This window comes from Phaeobacter sp. JH20_37, assembly GCF_048056015.1.
Taxonomy (GTDB): Bacteria; Pseudomonadota; Alphaproteobacteria; order Rhodobacterales; family Rhodobacteraceae; genus Phaeobacter; species Phaeobacter bryozoorum.
In genome coordinates this window covers 27717-44896 of record NZ_JAYMWW010000022.1, presented here as the reverse complement: position 1 = coordinate 44896, position 17180 = coordinate 27717, and the positions used below count along the sequence as shown (strand labels likewise).

Below are 17180 nucleotides of genomic sequence, written 5' to 3'. Positions count from 1 at the left end.
TTTATGCCCCGCGCCGATATTTTGCGCTTTTGATTGCCGCAGATGCGTGCCACCCTCCGCCGCATGAGCACCGAACTGATCAGCCTCGACGGCACCCCCGCAAGCCCCCTTGCCTTTGGCACCATGCAATTTGGCGGCCGCGCCGATGCTGCCCAGTCGGCCGAAATGTACCAGGCCTGCCGCGCTGCGGGGGTGACCCATTTCGACACCGCCTGGGTCTATACCGAGGGCCGTAGCGAGGCGCTGCTGGGCCAGCTGATCCGGGAAGACCGTGACAGCCTGCTGATCGCCACCAAGGTCGCCTATACCGGCGGCGCAGGCCCTGACAATATCCGGCGCCAGCTCGATCAGTCGCGCGCGCGTCTGGGGCAGGACATGGTCGATATCCTCTACCTGCACCGCTACGACGAAGAGACGGACCTGCGCGAGACCCTTGCCTGCCTGGCCGAGCTGCGCAACGCCGGGCAGATCCGCTATCTGGGGCTGTCGAACTTTGCCGCCTGGCAGGTGATGAAGGCGATCATGATCGGGCAGGAATTCGACCTGCGACCCGCCATCCTGCAACCGATGTATTCGCTGCTGAAGCGTCAGGTCGAGGTGGAGATCCTGCCGATGTGCGCTGATCAGGGCCTGCATGTGGCCCCCTATTCGCCACTGGGCGGCGGGATGCTGACGGGCAAATACAGCCGTGCCCAGCAGGCGGGTCACAGCCGGGGGCGGCTGGACGAGGATCCGCGTTACGCCGAACGCTATGGTCAGCCCTGGATGCAGGAGAGCGCCCGTGCCCTGGCCGATCTTGCCGCCGAACTGGAGGTTGATCCGGCCAGCCTCGCCGTGGCCTGGGCCGCCGCCTATGGGCGCAATGTGACCCCCATTATCTCGGCCCGGTCACTCGCACAGCTGCGCCCGTCGCTGGCGGCGCTGGAGATCGAGATGACGCCGGACCTCTACGCCCGCATGTCGGCGCTGTCACCGCGTCCGGCGCCCGCAACAGACCGGCTGGAGGAACAGCAATGACAGCGGTCGACTATCTGATCATCGGCGGCGGGCTTGCCGGTCTGAGCGCCGCCGCCGCCCTTGCGCCACGGGGGCGTGTTCTGGTGCTGGAGCGGGAAGAGGCGCTTGGCTATCACTCCTCCGGGCGCTCTGCGGCGATGTTTGAGGCCAATTACGGCCCCGCGCCGGTACAGGCGCTGAGCCGGGCCAGTGAGGCCCACCACCGCGCCCATGGCTGTCTCAACCCGCGCGGGCTGCTGCTGGTCGGGCGCGCCGATCAGGCCGCGCGTTTCGAGGCCGATTGCGCCGAGCTGGATCTGACGCAGATTTCGGTTGCGGCGGCCTGCCAGATGGTGCCGGTGCTTGATCCCGAGCAGGTCAAATTTGCGGCCAGCCATGATGCGGCGCAGGATCTGGATGCGGACCTGTTGTTGCAGGGCTTTGCCAGAGAGCTGCGCGCCCATGGGGGTGACATCCGCACCCGCGCCGCTGTCACCGGTCTGGACCGCAGCACCGCGGGCTGGCAGGTGAGCTGCGGTGACGATGTGATCACCGCCACAACGATTATCAATGCGGCCGGGGCCTGGGCGGATGAGCTGGCGCAGATGGCCGGGATCGCGCCCATCGGATTGCAACCCAAGCGCCGCTCCATGGCGCGGCTGCCCGCGCCCGGTGGCCACGATGTCACCACCTGGCCAATGATCATGGGCGTCGGTGAGAGCTGGTATGCCAAACCCGATGCCGGCAAGCTGCTGGTCTCGCCCGCTGACGCCGATCCGGTGCCGCCGCAGGATGCCTATGCCGATGACATGGTGCTTGCCGAGGGGCTGGCCCGCTATGAGGAGATGGTGACAACCCCGGTCACCCGAGTTGAGCACAACTGGGCCGGCCTGCGCAGTTTTGTAGCCGATGGCGTGCCGGTGCTGGGGCCGGATCCGGCGGTGGCCAGTTTTGTCTGGTGTGCAGGTCAGGGCGGCTATGGCGTGCAGAGCTCCCCCGCCGCCGGGCGGCTGATTGCCGATCTGGTCACCGGGCAGACACCGGACATCGACGCCACGAACGTGGCCGCGCTCAGCCCGGAAAGGCTGCGCTGATGGTTGTGCGCACGGTGCCCGGAGAGGCCTCCGTCACGCTGCCGGATGCAGGGGCAAAACTCTTTGCTCCGTCGGCGGCGCGCAATCTGGAGCCGATCGCGGATCTTCTGGCCCGGATTGCCCCGCAACCCGACAGTGCGGATGGCCCTCGCCCCCGCGCGCTGGAAATTGCCAGCGGCACCGGGCAGCATGTGGTCGGCTTTGCCGGCCGCTGCGCGCATCTGGACTGGCAGCCCAGCGATGTGAACCCGGCACGCCTGACCAGCATCAATGCCTATACCGGTGACAGCGGCTGTCGCAATATCGCGACGGCGATCCAGCTCGATGCCACCGAAGCCCCCTGGCCCGACGGGCTGGGCCGCTTTGATCTGATCGTGCTGTGCAATCTGCTGCATCTGATCAGTACGCCCGAGGCCCAGACCCTGATCCGCGAGGCCGCGCGCCATCTGGCGGCGGGCGGGCACTTCCTGATCTACGGCCCGTTCATGCGCGGCGGTGAGCTGACCAGCGAGGGCGACCGCGGCTTTCACGCCAAGCTGACCGCCCATGACCCGGAGGTCGGTTACAAGGATGATTTCGACGTGATGGACTGGCTGCAAGACAGCGGGCTGGAGATGCGCCAGGTGATCGAGATGCCCGCCAACAATCTGGCGCTGGTGGCGATACGTCAATCGAGGTGAGAGCTGGCACATAGGTGACCGCGTCGGCCCTGCGCCACGTCAGGCACCGGTCAGATATTTAGCTGCATCGTCGACTTGGTGCGGTCCATAGTGACAAAGGTGCGGAACTTCCGAATATTGTCATTCGGAAAAAACAGCCGTTGCGTCAGCGCTTCATATTCCGACATGTCCCCAACGATCACCACAAGGATGAAATCCACTTCGCCGGTGACATAGTAGCATTGCTGGATTTCCGGAGCGTCTTGGAAGCTGCGCTTGATATCGTCGATCCGGCCCGCTGTCTCGGCCCTCAGTTCGACCTCCACAAGAATGGTCAGCGGCAGGCCGACCGTCTTCGGCTCGATCTGGGCGGCCTGGGTCGAAATCACACCATCCGCCTCCATGCGCCGGATACGCCGCTGGACCGATGCGGTCGACAGATTGACCATCTCGCCGATCTGACGCTGTGGCTTGGTGCAGTCCTGTTGCAGGATCCGCAGGATCGCCAGATCATAGGAATCCGGCCCCTGTGATAAATTTTCTTTTCCCATGCCATATCTGTGCGCAATTTTTGCACGGCGGTCCATGATTCCGAAGCCATAACCCATGTAAAGCGACGTATTTTTGCGCAGGCGCAAAAAAGGATCGTATGATGCTAGACATATTCAGAACCACCAAACCAGATGTCTTTACCACCCAACCAAGGTTGGGGCCGAAGGTTCAGGACGCTCTGCCACGTCGCGGATTTGACGAGGCTGCCCGCGAAATCGGCACCTGGGACGGCTACCAGCCGACCCCGATGCCAAATTTGACCAGCCTTGCGGACAGGCTGGGCATTCAGGCGATCCACTACAAACACGAAGGACCGAGGTTCGGTCTGGGCAGTTTCAAAGCCTTGGGTGGGGCCTATGCTGTTCTGCGCGTGCTTCAGCGCGAGCTGTCAGAGACCACGGGCCGGGCCATCACCGTCGAAGACCTGCACAGCGGCAGTTTCGCAGATCAGATTTCGGAGATCACCGTGATTTCGGCAACCGATGGCAATCACGGCCGGTCGGTGGCCTGGGGCGCGCAGCGGTTTGGCGCGACGTGCCGAATTTACATCCATGCCGAAGTGAGCCCCTTTCGCGCCGAAGCGATGCAGGCGCTGGGAGCCGAGGTTATTCGCGTCGATGGCGACTATGATGCAACGGTTGCGCAGACCCGTATTGATGCCGAGAAACACGGCTGGAAAATTGTGTCGGACACCTCCTGGCCCGGTTATAGGCAGCCACCGCTGGATGTCATGGCCGGCTACGGTGTGATGGCGCGGGAAATCGTGAGAGACCTGCCTGAACCGCCAACCCATGTGTTCCTTCAGGGCGGCGTTGGCGGGCTGGCTGCATCGGTGATTGCGGTTTTCCATCAGGAATGGGGCAATGCCGCTCCACGCAGCATCATTGTCGAGCCGGAACTGGCGCCCTGTCTGTTTGCCAGCGGCAAGGCCAATGCGGCGACCGCTGTTGCGATCACCTCGGAAACGCTGATGGCAGGATTGTCCTGCGGCGAGCCTTCGCAGATTGCCTGGGAGGTTCTGGGCGAGTCCGTCGATAGTTTCATGACCATTCCCGAAAGCCTGGTCGCCCCAGCCGTCCGATTGCTCGCAGGTGGAGCATGTGGCGATCCCGGCATCGACGCTGGCGAAAGCGCGGTTGCCGGTCTTATCGGGTTGATGTGCGGTGCGCTGGACCACGACCTGCGTGATGAGCTGAAGCTGGATGCTGCGTCACGTGTTGTGATCATCGGCTCCGAAGGAGTCACCGATCCAACTGTGGTCAAGGCGATCATGGAGGGACGTATCTGACGGGGTTTGTCAGCGGTGTCAGGATCGCGCTGTTGGGTCCGGTACACATGAAAAAAAGCCCCGGCACAATGGCCGGGGCTTTCTCATCTCTTCCGTCAGACCTTAGCCATTCATGCGGATGGTTTCGTTCTTTGGATCATAGGGGCTGTCGCAGGTGACAACCGCATCCCACAACTTGTCCTGGATCTTCACCTTCAGCTTGGTGCCTTCCACCGCGTGCTCAGGCTTTACGTAGCCCATGCCGATGGATTTCTCGAAGGCCACCGAATAACCGCCGGAGGTCAGGCGGCCCACACGGGTGCCGTCTTCAGCATAAAGTGCCTCACGGCCCCAGGGATCGGCATCTTCCGGCCCGTCGATCAGCAGGGTGCAGCATTTCACGCGGACGCCGGTCTCGACCAGCTTGTCCTTGCCGTGGAAGTCCTTCTCCAGATCGACAAAGCGCGGCAGGTCGGCTTCCAGCGGGGTCGCGTCACGGCCCAGCTCGTTGCCGAAGGCACGGTAGGATTTTTCCTGCCGCAGCCAGTTCTGGGCGCGCGCGCCGACCAGCTTCATGCCATGCTTCTCGCCCGCCTTCTCCAAGAGGTCGAACAGGTAGTTCTGCATCTCGATCGGGTGATGCAGCTCCCAGCCCAGCTCACCGGTGTAGGCCACGCGGATCGCATTCACGGGACACATGCCCAGTTCGATCTGACGGGCCGACAGCCAGGGGAAGCGCTTGTTGGAGAGCGCGGTTTCCGGATCGGCGTCGACGATCACCTCTTTCAGCACATCGCGCGACTTGGGGCCTGCGATGGCGAAGACGCCCCACTGGGTGGTCACGTCCTGGATCTCGATGTAGCCGAACTCCTCCATCTTGTCCTCAGCCGCCTTACGCAGGAAGTCGGCGTCATACTCGGACCAGGCGCCGGCGGAGACCAGATAGTAGTTGTTCTCGCCGTTGCGCACGATGGTGTATTCGGTGCGGGTGGTGCCGAAAGCTGTCAGCGCATAGGTCAGGTTGATGCGGCCGATCTTCGGCAGCTTGTTGCAGGTGAACCAGTCGAGGAACTGGGTCGCACCGGGGCCTTTGACGACATGCTTGGTAAAGGCGGTTGCATCCACCAGACCAACGCCTTCGCGGATGGCCTTGGCTTCGTCCACAGCGTGCTGCCACCATTTGCCACGACGGAAAGAGCGGCTTTCCTCGTCGAAATTGTCGGGTGCGTCCAGCGGACCGAAGTAGTTCGGGCGTTCCCAGCCGTTGACCCAGCCGAACTGTGCGCCGCGCGCTTTCTGGCGCTCATATGCGGGCGCGGTGCGCAGCGGGCGGGCTGCCGGGCGCTCTTCATCCGGGTGGTGCAGAATGTAGACGTGCTCATAGCACTCTTCGTTCTTGCGCGCGGCGAACTCGGTGGTCATCCAGTTGGAGGAGTAGCGTTTCGGGTCGAGCGACGCCATGTCGATCTCGGCCTCGCCGTCGACCATCATCTGCGCCAGGTAGTAGCCGGTGCCGCCTGCGGCGGTGATGCCGAAGGAGAAGCCTTCTGCCAGCCACATGTTGCGCAGGCCCGGTGCCGGACCAACCAGCGGGTTGCCGTCGGGAGTGTAGCAGATCGGGCCGTTGAAATCGTCCTTCAGGCCGCTTTCGGCGCAGGAGGGCACGCGTTCCGCCATCGCCATATACTGGTCGGCAATCCGGTCCAGATCCAGCGGGAACAGGTCGGCGCGGAAGCTGTCGGGCACGCCATGCTCAAAGCGCGCGGGCGCGCCGTGCTCATAGATGCCAAGGATCCAGCCGCCGCGCTCTTCGCGGGCGTAGGATTCATTGTCGGCGTCGCGGATCACCGGGTGCTCCGGGTTGCCGGCTTCGCGCCATTTGACCAGCTCGGGGTCCTTGTCCATGACGATGAAGGTGTGCTCGACCGGGATCGCAGGCATCTTGATGCCCAGCATCTTGGCGGTGCGCTGCGCGTGGTTGCCGGAGGCAGTCACGACATGCTCGGCGGTGATCACGACCTGCTCGTCGCTCTCCACCAGGTTGCCGCCTTTTTCGATCATCTTGGTGCAGGTGACTTCCCAGTGGGTGCCGGTCCAGTGGAAGGCATCGGCCTGCAGCTTGCGGTGGATCTCAACGCCGCGCTGACGGGCGCCCTTGGCCATCGCCTGGGTCACGTCTGCCGGGTTAATGTAGCCGTCTTCGGTGTGGTAGATCGCACCTTTCAGGTCGCCGGTCTCGATCAGCGGCCAGCGCTCCTTGATCTGATCCGGGGTCAGCCACTCATAGGCCACGTCACAGGTCTCTGCGGTAGAGGCATAGAGCATGTATTCGTCCATGCGCTCCTGGGTCTGCGCCATGCGCAGGTTGCCCACCACGGCGAAACCCGCGTTCAGGCCGGTTTCCTCTTCCAGGGTCTTGTAGAAATCGACCGAGTACTTGTGGATGTGAGTGGTCGCATAGGACATGTTGAACAGCGGCAGCAGGCCGGCTGCGTGCCAGGTCGAGCCGGAGGTCAGCTCATCCCGCTCGATCAGCATGACATCGTCCCAGCCTGCCTTGGCGAGGTGATAGGCAATGGATGTCCCGACGGCACCACCGCCGACGACCAATGCTTTGACTTGGGTTTTCATGGGCCCGCTCTCCGGAAAATGATGACTCGTTTGCAGGGAGTTATGCCCCGCCTGCAAATTCCGCGCCAAATCCATCCGACCCAAAACATAACAAAACCGACCTAGCATCGCCCTGAATGCAGGTTTCTGCCCACCCCCTGTCGGTTTTCGCGGTCATGGCCGCGATTTGCCTCTTTGGGTTTGCACAGGCCGCGATGCGCATGGATATGGTCCGGTCGGGGCATATTGCCCTGCCGGAGTGTCCTTTTCTTGTTCTCTGCTGCGGCTGTTTGGTCGGTGGTGATATCCGGCCAGAACAAAGAGCAATAACAAGTGGCGGCGCCGCCAGAAGCGGAGGCGGGACGGAGCACTCTGCCCCGCACGCAAAACGTCGTCTGTGCGTGCCCATGCCAATGGGCCCTGTTCCATGGTGCCGGGGGTGTCAGGCCCGGCGGTGATCGCGATCAGTACAGATCCTGCCATTGCGCCATTGAGCAAAGGTAAGCCGACCGTGCGGCGGCTTCGCAACGGGCCAACTTCTGCCCCTGCGAGGGCAGCGCCGTGAGTATTTCAGGAAAGGTGACAGAGCGAGGTCCATCCCGTCACCTTTCTCCAAATACTCAAATTCCGCCGCCAGCCCGGCGCGGTGGCGGCGGCGGGCGGTCCTCAGATCTCCAGTATCTTGCCGGGATTGAGGATATTTTCCGGGTCCAGCGCCGCCTTGATCGCAGCCATATAGCGGGTGGTCTCGCCCAGTTCCTGCGTCAGATAGGGGCGTTTGCCCTGTCCGATGCCATGTTCGCCGGTGCAGGTGCCCTCCATCGAGATCGCCAGCTCATTGAGCCAGCCCACATAGGCATCGGCTTTTTCGCGTTCTTCTGCGCTGTCCATATCTATCAGCAACAGCGCGTGGAAATTGCCGTCGCCGACATGGCCCACCATCGGTGCCAGAAGCCCCATCTCCTCGGCCTTTGAGCCCGCAGCGCTGACACATTCCGCCAGTTTCGAGATTGGCACGCAGACATCGGTGGAGATCCCCTTGGCACCGGGGCGCAGCTGCAGGCAGGCCCAGTACATATCGTGGCGCGCCTGCCAGAGCTTGCTGCGGTCCTCCGCCGTTGAGGTGGCCGCGATGTCAAAACCGCCGTACTCCTCGGCGATGGAGGCAAACATGTCGCTCTGCTCAACCACACCGGCCTCGGAGCCGTGGAATTCCAGCAACAGCAGCGGCATTTCCGGCAGGTCGAGACCGGAATAGGCATTGGCCGCCTGCACGCTGAGCGCATCCAGCAGTTCGATGCGGGCGACGGGAATGCCGTATTGGATGGTCATCATCACCGCACGACAGGCATCATCGACGCTGCGAAAGGCGCAGCGGGCCGAGCGGATCGCCTCCGGGATGCCCTGCAGACGCAGGGTGAGTTCGGTGATCAGACCCAGCGTGCCTTCGGAGCCAACCAGAAGCCGTGTCATGTCATAGCCGGCCGAGGATTTCCTGGCGCGCTGAGCGGTGCGGATCACCCCGCCGTCGGCCATCACCGCCTCAAGCGCCAGCACATTGTCCTTCATGGTGCCATAGCGCACTGCGTTGGTGCCCGAGGCGCGCGTTGCGGCCATACCGCCGAGCGAGGCATTGGCGCCGGGATCAATGGGAAAGAACAGGCCCTGATCGCGCAGATAGGTGTTGAGCTGTTCGCGGGTGACGCCGGGCTGCACCACCACATCCAGATCCTCGGCATGGACAGCAAGGATCTGATCCATCCGCATCATGTCGATGCAGATGCCCCCGGCGGGGGCGTTTACATGCCCCTCAAGCGAGGTGCCGGTGCCATAGGGGATGACCGGTACGCCGTGGTCCGCGCAGATCTTTACGATCTCGGCCACCTCGGCGGTGGAGGTGGGAAAGATGACCGCATCCGGCGCCTGATTGCTGATCCAGGTGGTGGTGTGGCCGTGCTGTTCGCGGATCGCCTGCCCGGTCTGCAGCTGTGTGCCAAAGCGCGCCTTCAACGCGTCAATGACGGCGGCAATCCCGGCGTCGTTGCGCGGCAGTCTTGTGGCTTGCACCATGGTTCAGTCTCCCCCCGTTCAGCGGCCGGGGCTGACGCCCGGACCTGTCACCTGTCAACCTAAGGTCGGCGCGCGGGCCCGGACAATACCCAGAACAGGGTAGGTGCGGGATTATCCGCAAAAGACAACGCCCGCCCCGGTGTCCGGAGCGGGCGCGCAGTGTGCGGCCCTGAGCTGAGGCCCGGAGAGCCGATCAGCCCCCCAGCGCGATGCCTTCGCGGCGCGGATCTGCGCCGCCTTTCAGCCCGTCACCGATCTCGATGGCATGCAGGCCGGAGGTCAGATCGCGGGCGTTGACCTCAAACCCCATATCCATCAGCGGCTGGGCCATCTCCTCGGCGCTGGTGCCGGCCTCGACATCATAGGTGCCAAAGCGGTTCACCGCATGGGGCAGTGCCACGGCCTGCTGCACATCCATGCCCCAATCCGCCCAGGCGACGATGGTCTTGGCGACATAGCCGATGATGCGGCTGCCGCCGGGGGAGCCGATGGCCAGAGCGGGCTTGCCGTCCTTCAGCACGATGGTGGGCGCCATCGAGGAGCGTGGGCGCTTGCCCGGTTCCAGCCGGTTGGCAATCGGCACGCCGTCGCTGTGGGTGCGGAAGGAGAAATCGGTGAGCTCGTTATTCAGCAGGAACCCAGCCGCCATCAGCCGCGAGCCAAAGCCGTTTTCAATGGTCGTGGTCATCGACAGAACATTGCCATACTGGTCGACGATGGAGATATGGGAGGTCGAGGGCAGCTCAATCGACTCATCATCGGCCAGCAGCAGCGCGTGATCGAACTCCGGCGCGCCTGCGTTCACCGCCGGCAGGGCGGCATCGCCCTCAAGCAGGGTTGCGCGGGTCGCGAGGTAATCCGGCGCCACCAGACCCTGCGTGGGCACCGGCACGTAATCGCTGTCGGCCATGTAGCGGCCGCGGTCGGCAAAGGCGAGGCGCGAGGCATCGCCGATCAGGCGCCAGGACTGCGGGTTATCGGCGCCCAGTTCCGCCAGGTCATAGTTGCCCAACATGCCGAGGATCTGCCCGACGGTCAGCGCCCCGGATGACGGCGGCCCCATGCCGCAGGCTTCGAACGCGCGGTAGGTGACGCAGACGGCGGGCCGCTCCTTTACCTGATAGAGTGCCAGATCCATCGCCGACAGCACGCCGGGGTTGCCCTCGGCGTTGCGCACCGCATTGGTGATCGCCTCGGCCACCGGGCCGGTGTAGAAACCGCGCGCGCCCTCATCCGCGAGGCGGCGCAGGGTATCGGCATAGGCCGGGTTCTTCAGCGTGCTGCCCACCGCCAGCGGCGTGCCGCCGGGCAGGAAGTAATCGGCGGTATCCGACCAGCGCGACAGCCGGTCGGCGTCATTTTCGATCAGGCCGGCCAGCCGGGGGGAGACGGCAAAGCCCTCTTCGGCCAGATCAATCGCGGCGGTGAACAGGCCCGGCCAGGCGGCACGGCCCCAGCGACGATGCGCCGCCTCCAGCAAGGCAGGCGTGCCCGGTGTGCCCACGGACCGGCCCCCGACCACGGCATCGTAGAATTTCAGCGGCTCGCCCGCGTCGTCCTGAAACAGGGTCGGCGTCGCTGCCAGTGGCGCGGTTTCGCGCCCGTCCAATGTCGTGACCTCGCCGCTGGCCGCATCATACCAGACCAGGAACGCGCCACCGCCCAGACCGGAGGATTGCGGCTCAACCAGCCCCAGCACGGTCTGCACCGCAACCATAGCATCGGCAGCGGTGCCGCCTGCGCGCAGCACCTCGGCACCGGCAGCCACCGCATGGGGGTTGGCAGCGGCAATCATCCAGTTCTCGGATTCGACCGGGGTGCCTGCGGATTTGGCCTCAAGGGCGGCGGCGACATCGGCGCTGATGGCCGCAAAGCCGGCATCGGCGGTTTCTGCCGCGCCCTCTGGCGCCACGGCATCCGCCGCTTCCTGTGCCATAAGCGGCAGGGCAGCGCCCAACGTCGTGATCCAAACCCCTGCAATCAGTGTTCGTTTCATCGTCCCTCTCCTCTCGTCTGTGGTGATCTTCTGCGCATGCTGGCATTTCACAGAGCAACCCGGCAATGCTGAGATACCGCCATCGGCGCACAGATGCCTGTGCGTCCGCGACATATTGACATGAGGATAATATTCCGAATCTAAAATACAAACCGGAACACTATTCTAATAATTGAACCTCATTAAGGAAGTTAATCCACCCAGATCGTTAAAGGTGGGCATATTTCCTTCATAAGACCCCTACAGCATGGAGGGGACAACCTGATCTGGTGGTCGGTGGCCGTCCTCAAATGTCTTGATATTCAGCAGAACTTTCTCGCCCATCTCCAGACGTCCCTCAAGCGTGGCGGAGCCCATATGCGGCAGCAGCACGACGTTTTCCAACTCGCGCAATCGCGGGTTGATGTCAGTGCCATGTTCATAGACGTCGAGACCGGCGCCGGCGATTTCACCGGAGCGCAACATACGGGTCAGCGCGTGTTCGTCGATCACTTCCCCGCGCGAGGTGTTCACGATCACCGCATCGGGCTTCATCAGTTTCAGCCGCCGTGCGTTCATCAGATGAAAGGTCGAGGGCGTCGAGGGGCAGTTGATCGACAGCACGTCCATGCGGGCCACCATCTGATCGAGGCTCTCCCAATAGGTGGCTTCAAAGCGCTCTTCGATCTCCGGGCGCAGGCGTCGGCGGTTGTGGTAATGGACCTGCATACCAAAGGCCGCGGCCCGTTTGGCCACCGCCTGCCCGATGCTGCCCATGCCCAGAATGCCCAGACGCCGCCCGGCCAGCCGCCCGCCGAGCAGGGCTGTGGGCGACCAGCCCTGCCAGTCGCCTTTCTGCATGATCGCAAGCCCTTCGGGGATTCGGCGGGTCACCGCCATGATCAGCGCCATTGCCATATCGGCGGTATCATCGGTCAGCACGCCGGGTGTGTTGGACACCAGAACTCCCCGCTGGCGCGCAGTGGCCACATCAATGTGATCGACCCCCGCGCCATAGTTGGCGATCAGTTTCAGACGCTCACCGGCCTGCGCCAGCAAGGCGGCATCTATGGTGTCGGTCACGGTTGGAACCAGCACATCGGCGTCCTTCATCGCGGTGGCCAGCTCGGCGCGGGTCATCGGCGTGTCGTCCTCGCGCAGACGCACATCGAACAATTCGCTCAACCGGGTTTCGACCGGCTCCGGCAACCGTCGCGTAACGACAACACTCAGACGTTCTCTTGCCACTGCTGCTCTCCCTCGGCTTTGCAATCTCTCTGGCCTCATGGCATCGTGGCGCAGGACGCGGGCAGGCACAAGAACCCATCCCGCCCTCCGGCCTCTCTGACGCGGCTTTCTTTTTCCAGATGATCGGCACCCGGACATCAGATCAGGGGCAGGTCGGCAAAAAAACGCAGCGCTTTTGGATTGGTCAGGCAGGTAACAGGCAGCGACAATAAGAAGCGAGCAGGCAGTGAAAATTTCGGCATCATATCTGCGGTCCCGGCTGGCCGTGGTCGGCATGATCCTGATTGGCGTGACCGGTGCGGTGGCCCCTGCCCCCGGCCATGCCCGTGACGAACGCGGGCCGGTGACCAACCTGCCCCTGCCCCGGTTCGTGTCGATGAAAGCTGCCGAGGGCAACGTGCGCCGGGGTCCGTCGCTGACGCATAAGATCGACTGGGTGTTCAAGCGGCGCGGGATGCCGCTGGAGATCACCGCCGAATACGGGCACTGGCGCCGCGTGCGTGATCGCGACGGGGCCGGCGGCTGGGTTCATTATGCGCTGCTGTCAGGGTCACGCACCGTGCTGATCGAAGAGGACATGCTGACGGTCCATGCCCGCCCGGATCCCAACGCCCCTGTGACCGCCGCCTTTGAGCTGGGTGTGGTGGCGCGGCTGGGCAAATGCGACATCAGCTGGTGTTCAATCTCCGCCGGTGGCTATCGCGGCTGGGCGCCCAAGGAAAAGCTGTGGGGGGTGGCCCCGGATGAGCTGCGCGACTGAGCCATCAGCCCCTCAGTCGCGGCGGTCGGCGGGGCGGATCGCAAGGCTGGTGCCGCCCAGTTCGCGAAAGCTCTTCTGACGGCAGGAAAACACCAGAATTTGCAGATCATTGGCCTGTAGCGTCAGCGCGTCAAACAGCGCCTCGATGCGGGCATCGTCGGTATAGGCCAGCGCATCATCCAGAATGACCGGGATGCCGCGCCCGGATTTCGCCAGGAGCCGGGCAAAGGCCAGCCGCACCATCAGCGCCAATTGTTCCTGTGTGCCACCGGAGAGCTGGGTCAGCTGCTCCTCTGCGGCGCCGCGCGCCAGCTGGCTGGGCAGCACGCTGTCGGCATCAACCTGCACCTGTGCCTCCGGCCAAAGCCTACGCATCAGCGGCGTCAGCTCGGCCATCAACGGCCCCAGATATTGCGCCTGCGCGCCTGCTTGCGCGGCTTCCAGCGCCTGATCCAGACGGCGCAGGGTGGCCACTTCGAAATGCAGTGCCGCCAGCGTGGTTTCGGCAACCGCCAGTTGATCGGTGACCTCGGCCAGTTCTTCCTCCACCGCATGGCTGGCATGGGCGCTGACACGCGCGTCCAGAACCGCCAGATCGCGCGCCAGCGCCTGCAGGCGCGCCTGCGCCGTCTCGACCACCGAACGGGCACGCTGGCAGGCCGCCTGAGCCTGTTCCAGATCCGGGGCCTCGGCGGTCAGGCGGGCCTCTTCGGCGCGGGCCTCGGCCACGGCCTGCTCCAGCGCGGGCAGCCCGGAGCGGAGGGTTGCCAGCTCTGCCGTGGTCGCCTCGGCATCTCCCAGCGCCACGGTGGCGCGGGCCAGCTCGGCCTCGGCAGCCTCGGCATGGGCCAGCGCGCCATGGGCCTCTTTCTGAGCGGCGGCCTCTTCGGTGCGGCGCTGTGCAAGTGTGGCATCTGCGGCCAGTTCGCCAGCCTCAGCCCCGGCCTGCGCCGCGTCCAGGTCGGCCCGGTCCGGCAGGGCCTCGCCCTCCGCATCGGCCTGCCCATCCGACCCAACCGGCAAGGCTGCGATCGCCGCGACCAGCGCTTCGCGCCCCTCCGGCGCGAGCGCCCGCTGGGTGGCCTCGCCCTCTTTCAGGTGGGCCGTTGCGGCACTGCGGGCATGATGCGCCCTGCGGGCCTGTTCCAGCGTTTCAAAACCCTGGTCGGCCAGAGCCCGCGCCAGGGCGGTTTCGGCCTCGGACAATGCGCCACTATCGCTGCCGCGCGCGGGATGCAGGGTCACGGTGGCAAGGCCCGGGATCTCCAGCCTGCCGCCATCGGGCAGGGCCACCTCTGCCCCCTCGTGCAGCGGTTCACCGTCAAGGCTCAGCCGCGCCTCGGCGCCGGGCAGATAGGCAACACTGAGTGCGGCAGCGGAGGCGGCGCGGGCGTGGCGGGCCAGAGCAACCGACTGTGCCAGATCTTCCAGCCGGGCCATCGCGGCGGCTGTGACAGCCTCCTTGGCCAGCTGGCGATCGCCTACCAGATCTGCCTCTAGCGCATCGAACTGGGCCAGACGCTCGGTCAGCTCGGCACGGCGCAATTGAGCCTGCTGCGCAGCCTCGGCGCGCAGGGCGGCGGCGATGGATTTGCGGATTGCGGCAACGGCATCGCGCGCCTTGGCGGCGGCGAGTTCGGCGGATTTCAACTGTGCGGCGGCCTGTTCGGCGGTGCGGGCGGCGTCCTCCCGCCGCTCCGTTGCCTGCGCAAGCGCCTTGCTGGCGCGGGCATGATCCGCGAGGCGCGCCGTCTGGGTTTCGATCCGCGCCGCCTGCCCGTCGCGGCGCGACAGCGCCAGATCAAGCGCGCGGCGAGCCTGTTCGCATTGCTCTCGGTGCCGCTTGGCGGCGACCAGCGCGGCTTCGGCAGCTTTCAGCCGGGACTGGCGGGCTGCGGTTTCCTGTGGTGCGGAGAGATCGGCCTGTTCACGGCGCAGCAGCTGGCGCTGGTCCAGCAGCTGGCGCAGATCCGCGACCTGCCCTGCCAGAGTGTCGCGCTGTTCAGCCAACGCCGCCACGCGGGCCTCGGCCTCGGCCAGCGGGCCGCCCTTGCGGGCACCGCGACTGGTCACCAGCCGGTCCAGATCGGCGCGCAGGCGGCGGCGCAGGCTCTCCATCTGCTGACCGCCGGTCACCGCCTCGACCTCGCCGCTGAGCGAGGACATCAGATCGCGCCGCGCCTCCAGCGTGTCCTTGGCATCGGCAAAATCGGTCAGCCCCTGTCGCAGCCAGAGCATCCCCACCGGGCCGTCCTTTGGCGGTGCAATGAGGTCGCGCAGCCAGGCCTCGGCGGCATCGGCCTGATGCAGCAGCGCGCCCTCTCGCCAGATCCGCGCGGTGCCCTTGCCGGAGGCTTTGGTAAAGGTCTTGGCGATGCGGTAGTGGCTGCCCTGATGGGTCAGCTCGACCTCCACCTCCGGGTCGCCGCCCGCATAGGGGGCCAGCGCGCGCACGTCCTTGTCCCAGGATTTCGCGTCCTTGAAAAACAGCGCCTGAAGCGCGTCGAAGATGGTGGATTTACCCTGCTCATTAGGCGCGCTCAGCAGGTTGAGACCGGGGCCGATGCCGGTGATTTCAACCGGATCGACAAAGCGGCGCACATTGGTCAGGCGAAGGGCCGTCAGCTTCATTCCGCGCCCTCCTGCACCGCCGCATAAAGCCGGTTCAGCGCCGCTGCGGCCACGTCGCGGTCGTCCTGCGCCAGCGCGCTGTTCCGGCTTTCCGCCATCAGGGTTTCGGCGGCGACCCGCAGCGCGCCGGCGGTGGCGATCTGGTCCAGATCCTCGGCCCGGTGTTCGATCCGCAGCGCCTCCTCGTCGAGGCTGAGATGGCAGAAGGCCGGGGCCTGCTCGGCCACGAAACGCCGCAGCTGCATATGCTGATCGGCGGTGACCCAGCCCCGCGCGCGCAGGCGGATCAGACAGTCGGGCCAGTCCGGCGGGTCGGCGGGCAGCGCGGCCCTGATCAGGGCGGTGATATCCTGCCCCGGAGCCAGGTCCAGCGCCAGCTCCTGCCAGTGGTACTGGCCGATCTCGATCTGGCGCAGCTGTGGTGGCTGACCCGGCCCCGGCAGATCCACCAGCAGGCAGCTGCCGCGGCCCGGATGTTTGAAGCGGTCCCGTTCCGGCGTGCCGGGATAGCGGCTATGGGCATTGAGGGTAAAATCGCCATGCCAGTCGCCAAGCGCCAGATAATCCAGCCGCGCGCTGCTGGCGCGGGTGGTGGCGATGGTCTCGGCACCGTTCTGGTCGCGGTCGAAATCGAGCACTGCGCCATGGGCCAGCCCGATGCGCAGGTGGCCCTCGGGCGTCTCGGCGCTCTCCATCCAGATGGTGCGATCCTGACCGGCAAAACGATGCTGACAGGGGGCGGGCAACAGCGTGGCACCGGGAGCCATCTCGACCGGGTCGGGCTGCATCAGCAGATGGACATTGTCCGGCGCATGGCGCGCCATCTCCGCCCAGAGCGGCTCGGCCGCGCCGCTGTCGTGATTGCCGGGGATGATCCACCACTGCACCGGCTCGGCGGCGGCCATCGCGGCCAGCGCCTGCCGGATCACCCGCGCCGAGGGGGTTTCGGTGTCAAAGAGATCCCCCGCAATCAGCACATGTTCCGCGCCCTGCTCTGCCGCCGTCTGCGCCAGCCGGGGCAGGATCCCCTGCCGGGCCTGTTGCAGCGCGGCGCGGGTTTCCTCATCGAACTGGCCAAAGCGTTTGCCCAGGTGCAGATCGGAGGTGTGCAGCAGGCGCAGGCTGGTCATGCGGAATGGGTCCTCTGATGGTGGGCTTCACAGGTGAGTGACGTGCAGAAGTGACAGAGCCGCGCCGGGGCGTCAACGCGGGTCTGCACGGCCGGCTCAGGGCAGGTGCCGGGCGGTCGGCAGGCTGGCGTCGGGCAGCCACGCGGCGGGCAGAAGGATTGACAGACCCGCAATCGCCCGGCAAAAAT

At 65.1% G+C, this 17180-nt stretch carries 12 protein-coding genes; 5 read left to right on the top strand and 7 right to left on the bottom strand.

The annotated features are described in order from the left end of the window. Positions 1–63 precede the first annotated feature (63 nt). The 3 genes from VWZ87_RS18360 to VWZ87_RS18350 are packed head-to-tail and all read left to right on the top strand — an operon-like array spanning position 64 to position 2770. Entirely contained in the window at positions 64–1017 is a 954-nt protein-coding gene (locus VWZ87_RS18360) for an aldo/keto reductase (RefSeq protein WP_416536716.1), read from the top strand. After that, positions 1014–2090 carry an NAD(P)/FAD-dependent oxidoreductase gene (locus VWZ87_RS18355; RefSeq protein ID WP_416536576.1) on the top strand — a complete coding sequence of 359 codons (1077 nt, stop codon included), beginning with the start codon at positions 1014–1016 and terminating at the stop codon, positions 2088–2090. The genes VWZ87_RS18360 and VWZ87_RS18355 overlap by 4 nt, the downstream gene beginning before the upstream one ends. Continuing rightward, complete coding sequence (locus tag VWZ87_RS18350) at positions 2090–2770, top strand: DUF938 domain-containing protein (protein ID WP_340547469.1); 681 nt, start codon at positions 2090–2092, stop codon at positions 2768–2770. The genes VWZ87_RS18355 and VWZ87_RS18350 overlap by 1 nt, the downstream gene beginning before the upstream one ends. Positions 2771–2820: 50 nt before the next feature. On the opposite strand, the gene VWZ87_RS18345 is transcribed toward VWZ87_RS18350, so the two are convergent. After that, positions 2821–3300 (bottom strand): Lrp/AsnC family transcriptional regulator, encoded by a 480-nt coding sequence (locus VWZ87_RS18345; RefSeq protein WP_416536574.1) that lies wholly within the window; start codon positions 3298–3300, stop codon positions 2821–2823. Between the two features lie 98 nt (positions 3301–3398). On the opposite strand from VWZ87_RS18345, the gene VWZ87_RS18340 reads away from it, so the two are divergent. Continuing rightward, a complete protein-coding gene (locus VWZ87_RS18340) occupies positions 3399–4589 on the top strand; it encodes a diaminopropionate ammonia-lyase (RefSeq protein WP_416547694.1) in 1191 nt (396 codons plus the stop codon). A 102-nt stretch (positions 4590–4691) separates the two neighbouring features. Here the strand turns inward: VWZ87_RS18340 and VWZ87_RS18335 are convergent, their stop codons facing one another. The 4 genes from VWZ87_RS18335 to VWZ87_RS18320 form a co-directional block, all read right to left on the bottom strand. Next, positions 4692–7199 (bottom strand): GcvT family protein, encoded by a 2508-nt coding sequence (locus tag VWZ87_RS18335; protein WP_416536572.1) that lies wholly within the window; start codon positions 7197–7199, stop codon positions 4692–4694. A gap of 645 nt (positions 7200–7844) precedes the next feature. Further along, positions 7845–9248: an FAD-binding oxidoreductase gene (locus VWZ87_RS18330; protein ID WP_416536571.1), complete on the bottom strand. Its 1404-nt coding sequence runs from the start codon at positions 9246–9248 to the stop codon at positions 7845–7847. A 193-nt stretch (positions 9249–9441) separates the two neighbouring features. Beyond that, positions 9442–11244, bottom strand: coding sequence for a gamma-glutamyltransferase (gene ggt, locus VWZ87_RS18325; RefSeq protein WP_340547474.1), 1803 nt, complete (start codon positions 11242–11244; stop codon positions 9442–9444). 240 nt (positions 11245–11484) lie between these two features. Beyond that, entirely contained in the window at positions 11485–12471 is a 987-nt protein-coding gene (locus VWZ87_RS18320; protein WP_340547475.1) for a 2-hydroxyacid dehydrogenase, read from the bottom strand. 274 nt (positions 12472–12745) lie between these two features. Here VWZ87_RS18320 and VWZ87_RS18315 point away from each other — a divergent pair, with 274 nt between their 5' ends. Then, positions 12746–13231, top strand: a complete 486-nt coding sequence (locus tag VWZ87_RS18315) for an SH3 domain-containing protein (protein WP_340547537.1) — start codon at positions 12746–12748, stop codon at positions 13229–13231. A gap of 12 nt (positions 13232–13243) precedes the next feature. Here VWZ87_RS18315 and VWZ87_RS18310 read toward each other — a convergent pair whose 3' ends face one another. After that, on the bottom strand, positions 13244–15862 hold the full coding sequence (locus tag VWZ87_RS18310; protein ID WP_416536570.1) for an AAA family ATPase: 2619 nt from the start codon (positions 15860–15862) through the stop codon (positions 13244–13246). Continuing rightward, the gene (locus VWZ87_RS18305) at positions 15859–16992 is read right to left on the bottom strand and encodes a metallophosphoesterase family protein (protein WP_416536569.1); all 1134 of its coding nucleotides are present in this window, start codon (positions 16990–16992) and stop codon (positions 15859–15861) included. The genes VWZ87_RS18310 and VWZ87_RS18305 overlap by 4 nt, the downstream gene beginning before the upstream one ends. Between the last annotated feature and the right edge of the window lie 188 nt (positions 16993–17180).

Coding starts and splice junctions, on each gene's coding strand:
- VWZ87_RS18360 (WP_416536716.1), top strand. CDS start 64: ATGAGCACCGAACTGATCAGCCTCGACGGCACCCCCGCAAGCCCCCTT.
- VWZ87_RS18355 (WP_416536576.1), top strand. CDS start 1,014: ATGACAGCGGTCGACTATCTGATCATCGGCGGCGGGCTTGCCGGTCTG.
- VWZ87_RS18350 (WP_340547469.1), top strand. CDS start 2,090: ATGGTTGTGCGCACGGTGCCCGGAGAGGCCTCCGTCACGCTGCCGGAT.
- VWZ87_RS18345 (WP_416536574.1), bottom strand. CDS start 3,300: ATGGGAAAAGAAAATTTATCACAGGGGCCGGATTCCTATGATCTGGCG.
- VWZ87_RS18340 (WP_416547694.1), top strand. CDS start 3,399: ATGATGCTAGACATATTCAGAACCACCAAACCAGATGTCTTTACCACC.
- VWZ87_RS18335 (WP_416536572.1), bottom strand. CDS start 7,199: ATGAAAACCCAAGTCAAAGCATTGGTCGTCGGCGGTGGTGCCGTCGGG.
- VWZ87_RS18330 (WP_416536571.1), bottom strand. CDS start 9,248: ATGGTGCAAGCCACAAGACTGCCGCGCAACGACGCCGGGATTGCCGCC.
- ggt (WP_340547474.1), bottom strand. CDS start 11,244: ATGAAACGAACACTGATTGCAGGGGTTTGGATCACGACGTTGGGCGCT.
- VWZ87_RS18315 (WP_340547537.1), top strand. CDS start 12,746: ATGATCCTGATTGGCGTGACCGGTGCGGTGGCCCCTGCCCCCGGCCAT.
- VWZ87_RS18310 (WP_416536570.1), bottom strand. CDS start 15,862: ATGAAGCTGACGGCCCTTCGCCTGACCAATGTGCGCCGCTTTGTCGAT.
- VWZ87_RS18305 (WP_416536569.1), bottom strand. CDS start 16,992: ATGACCAGCCTGCGCCTGCTGCACACCTCCGATCTGCACCTGGGCAAA.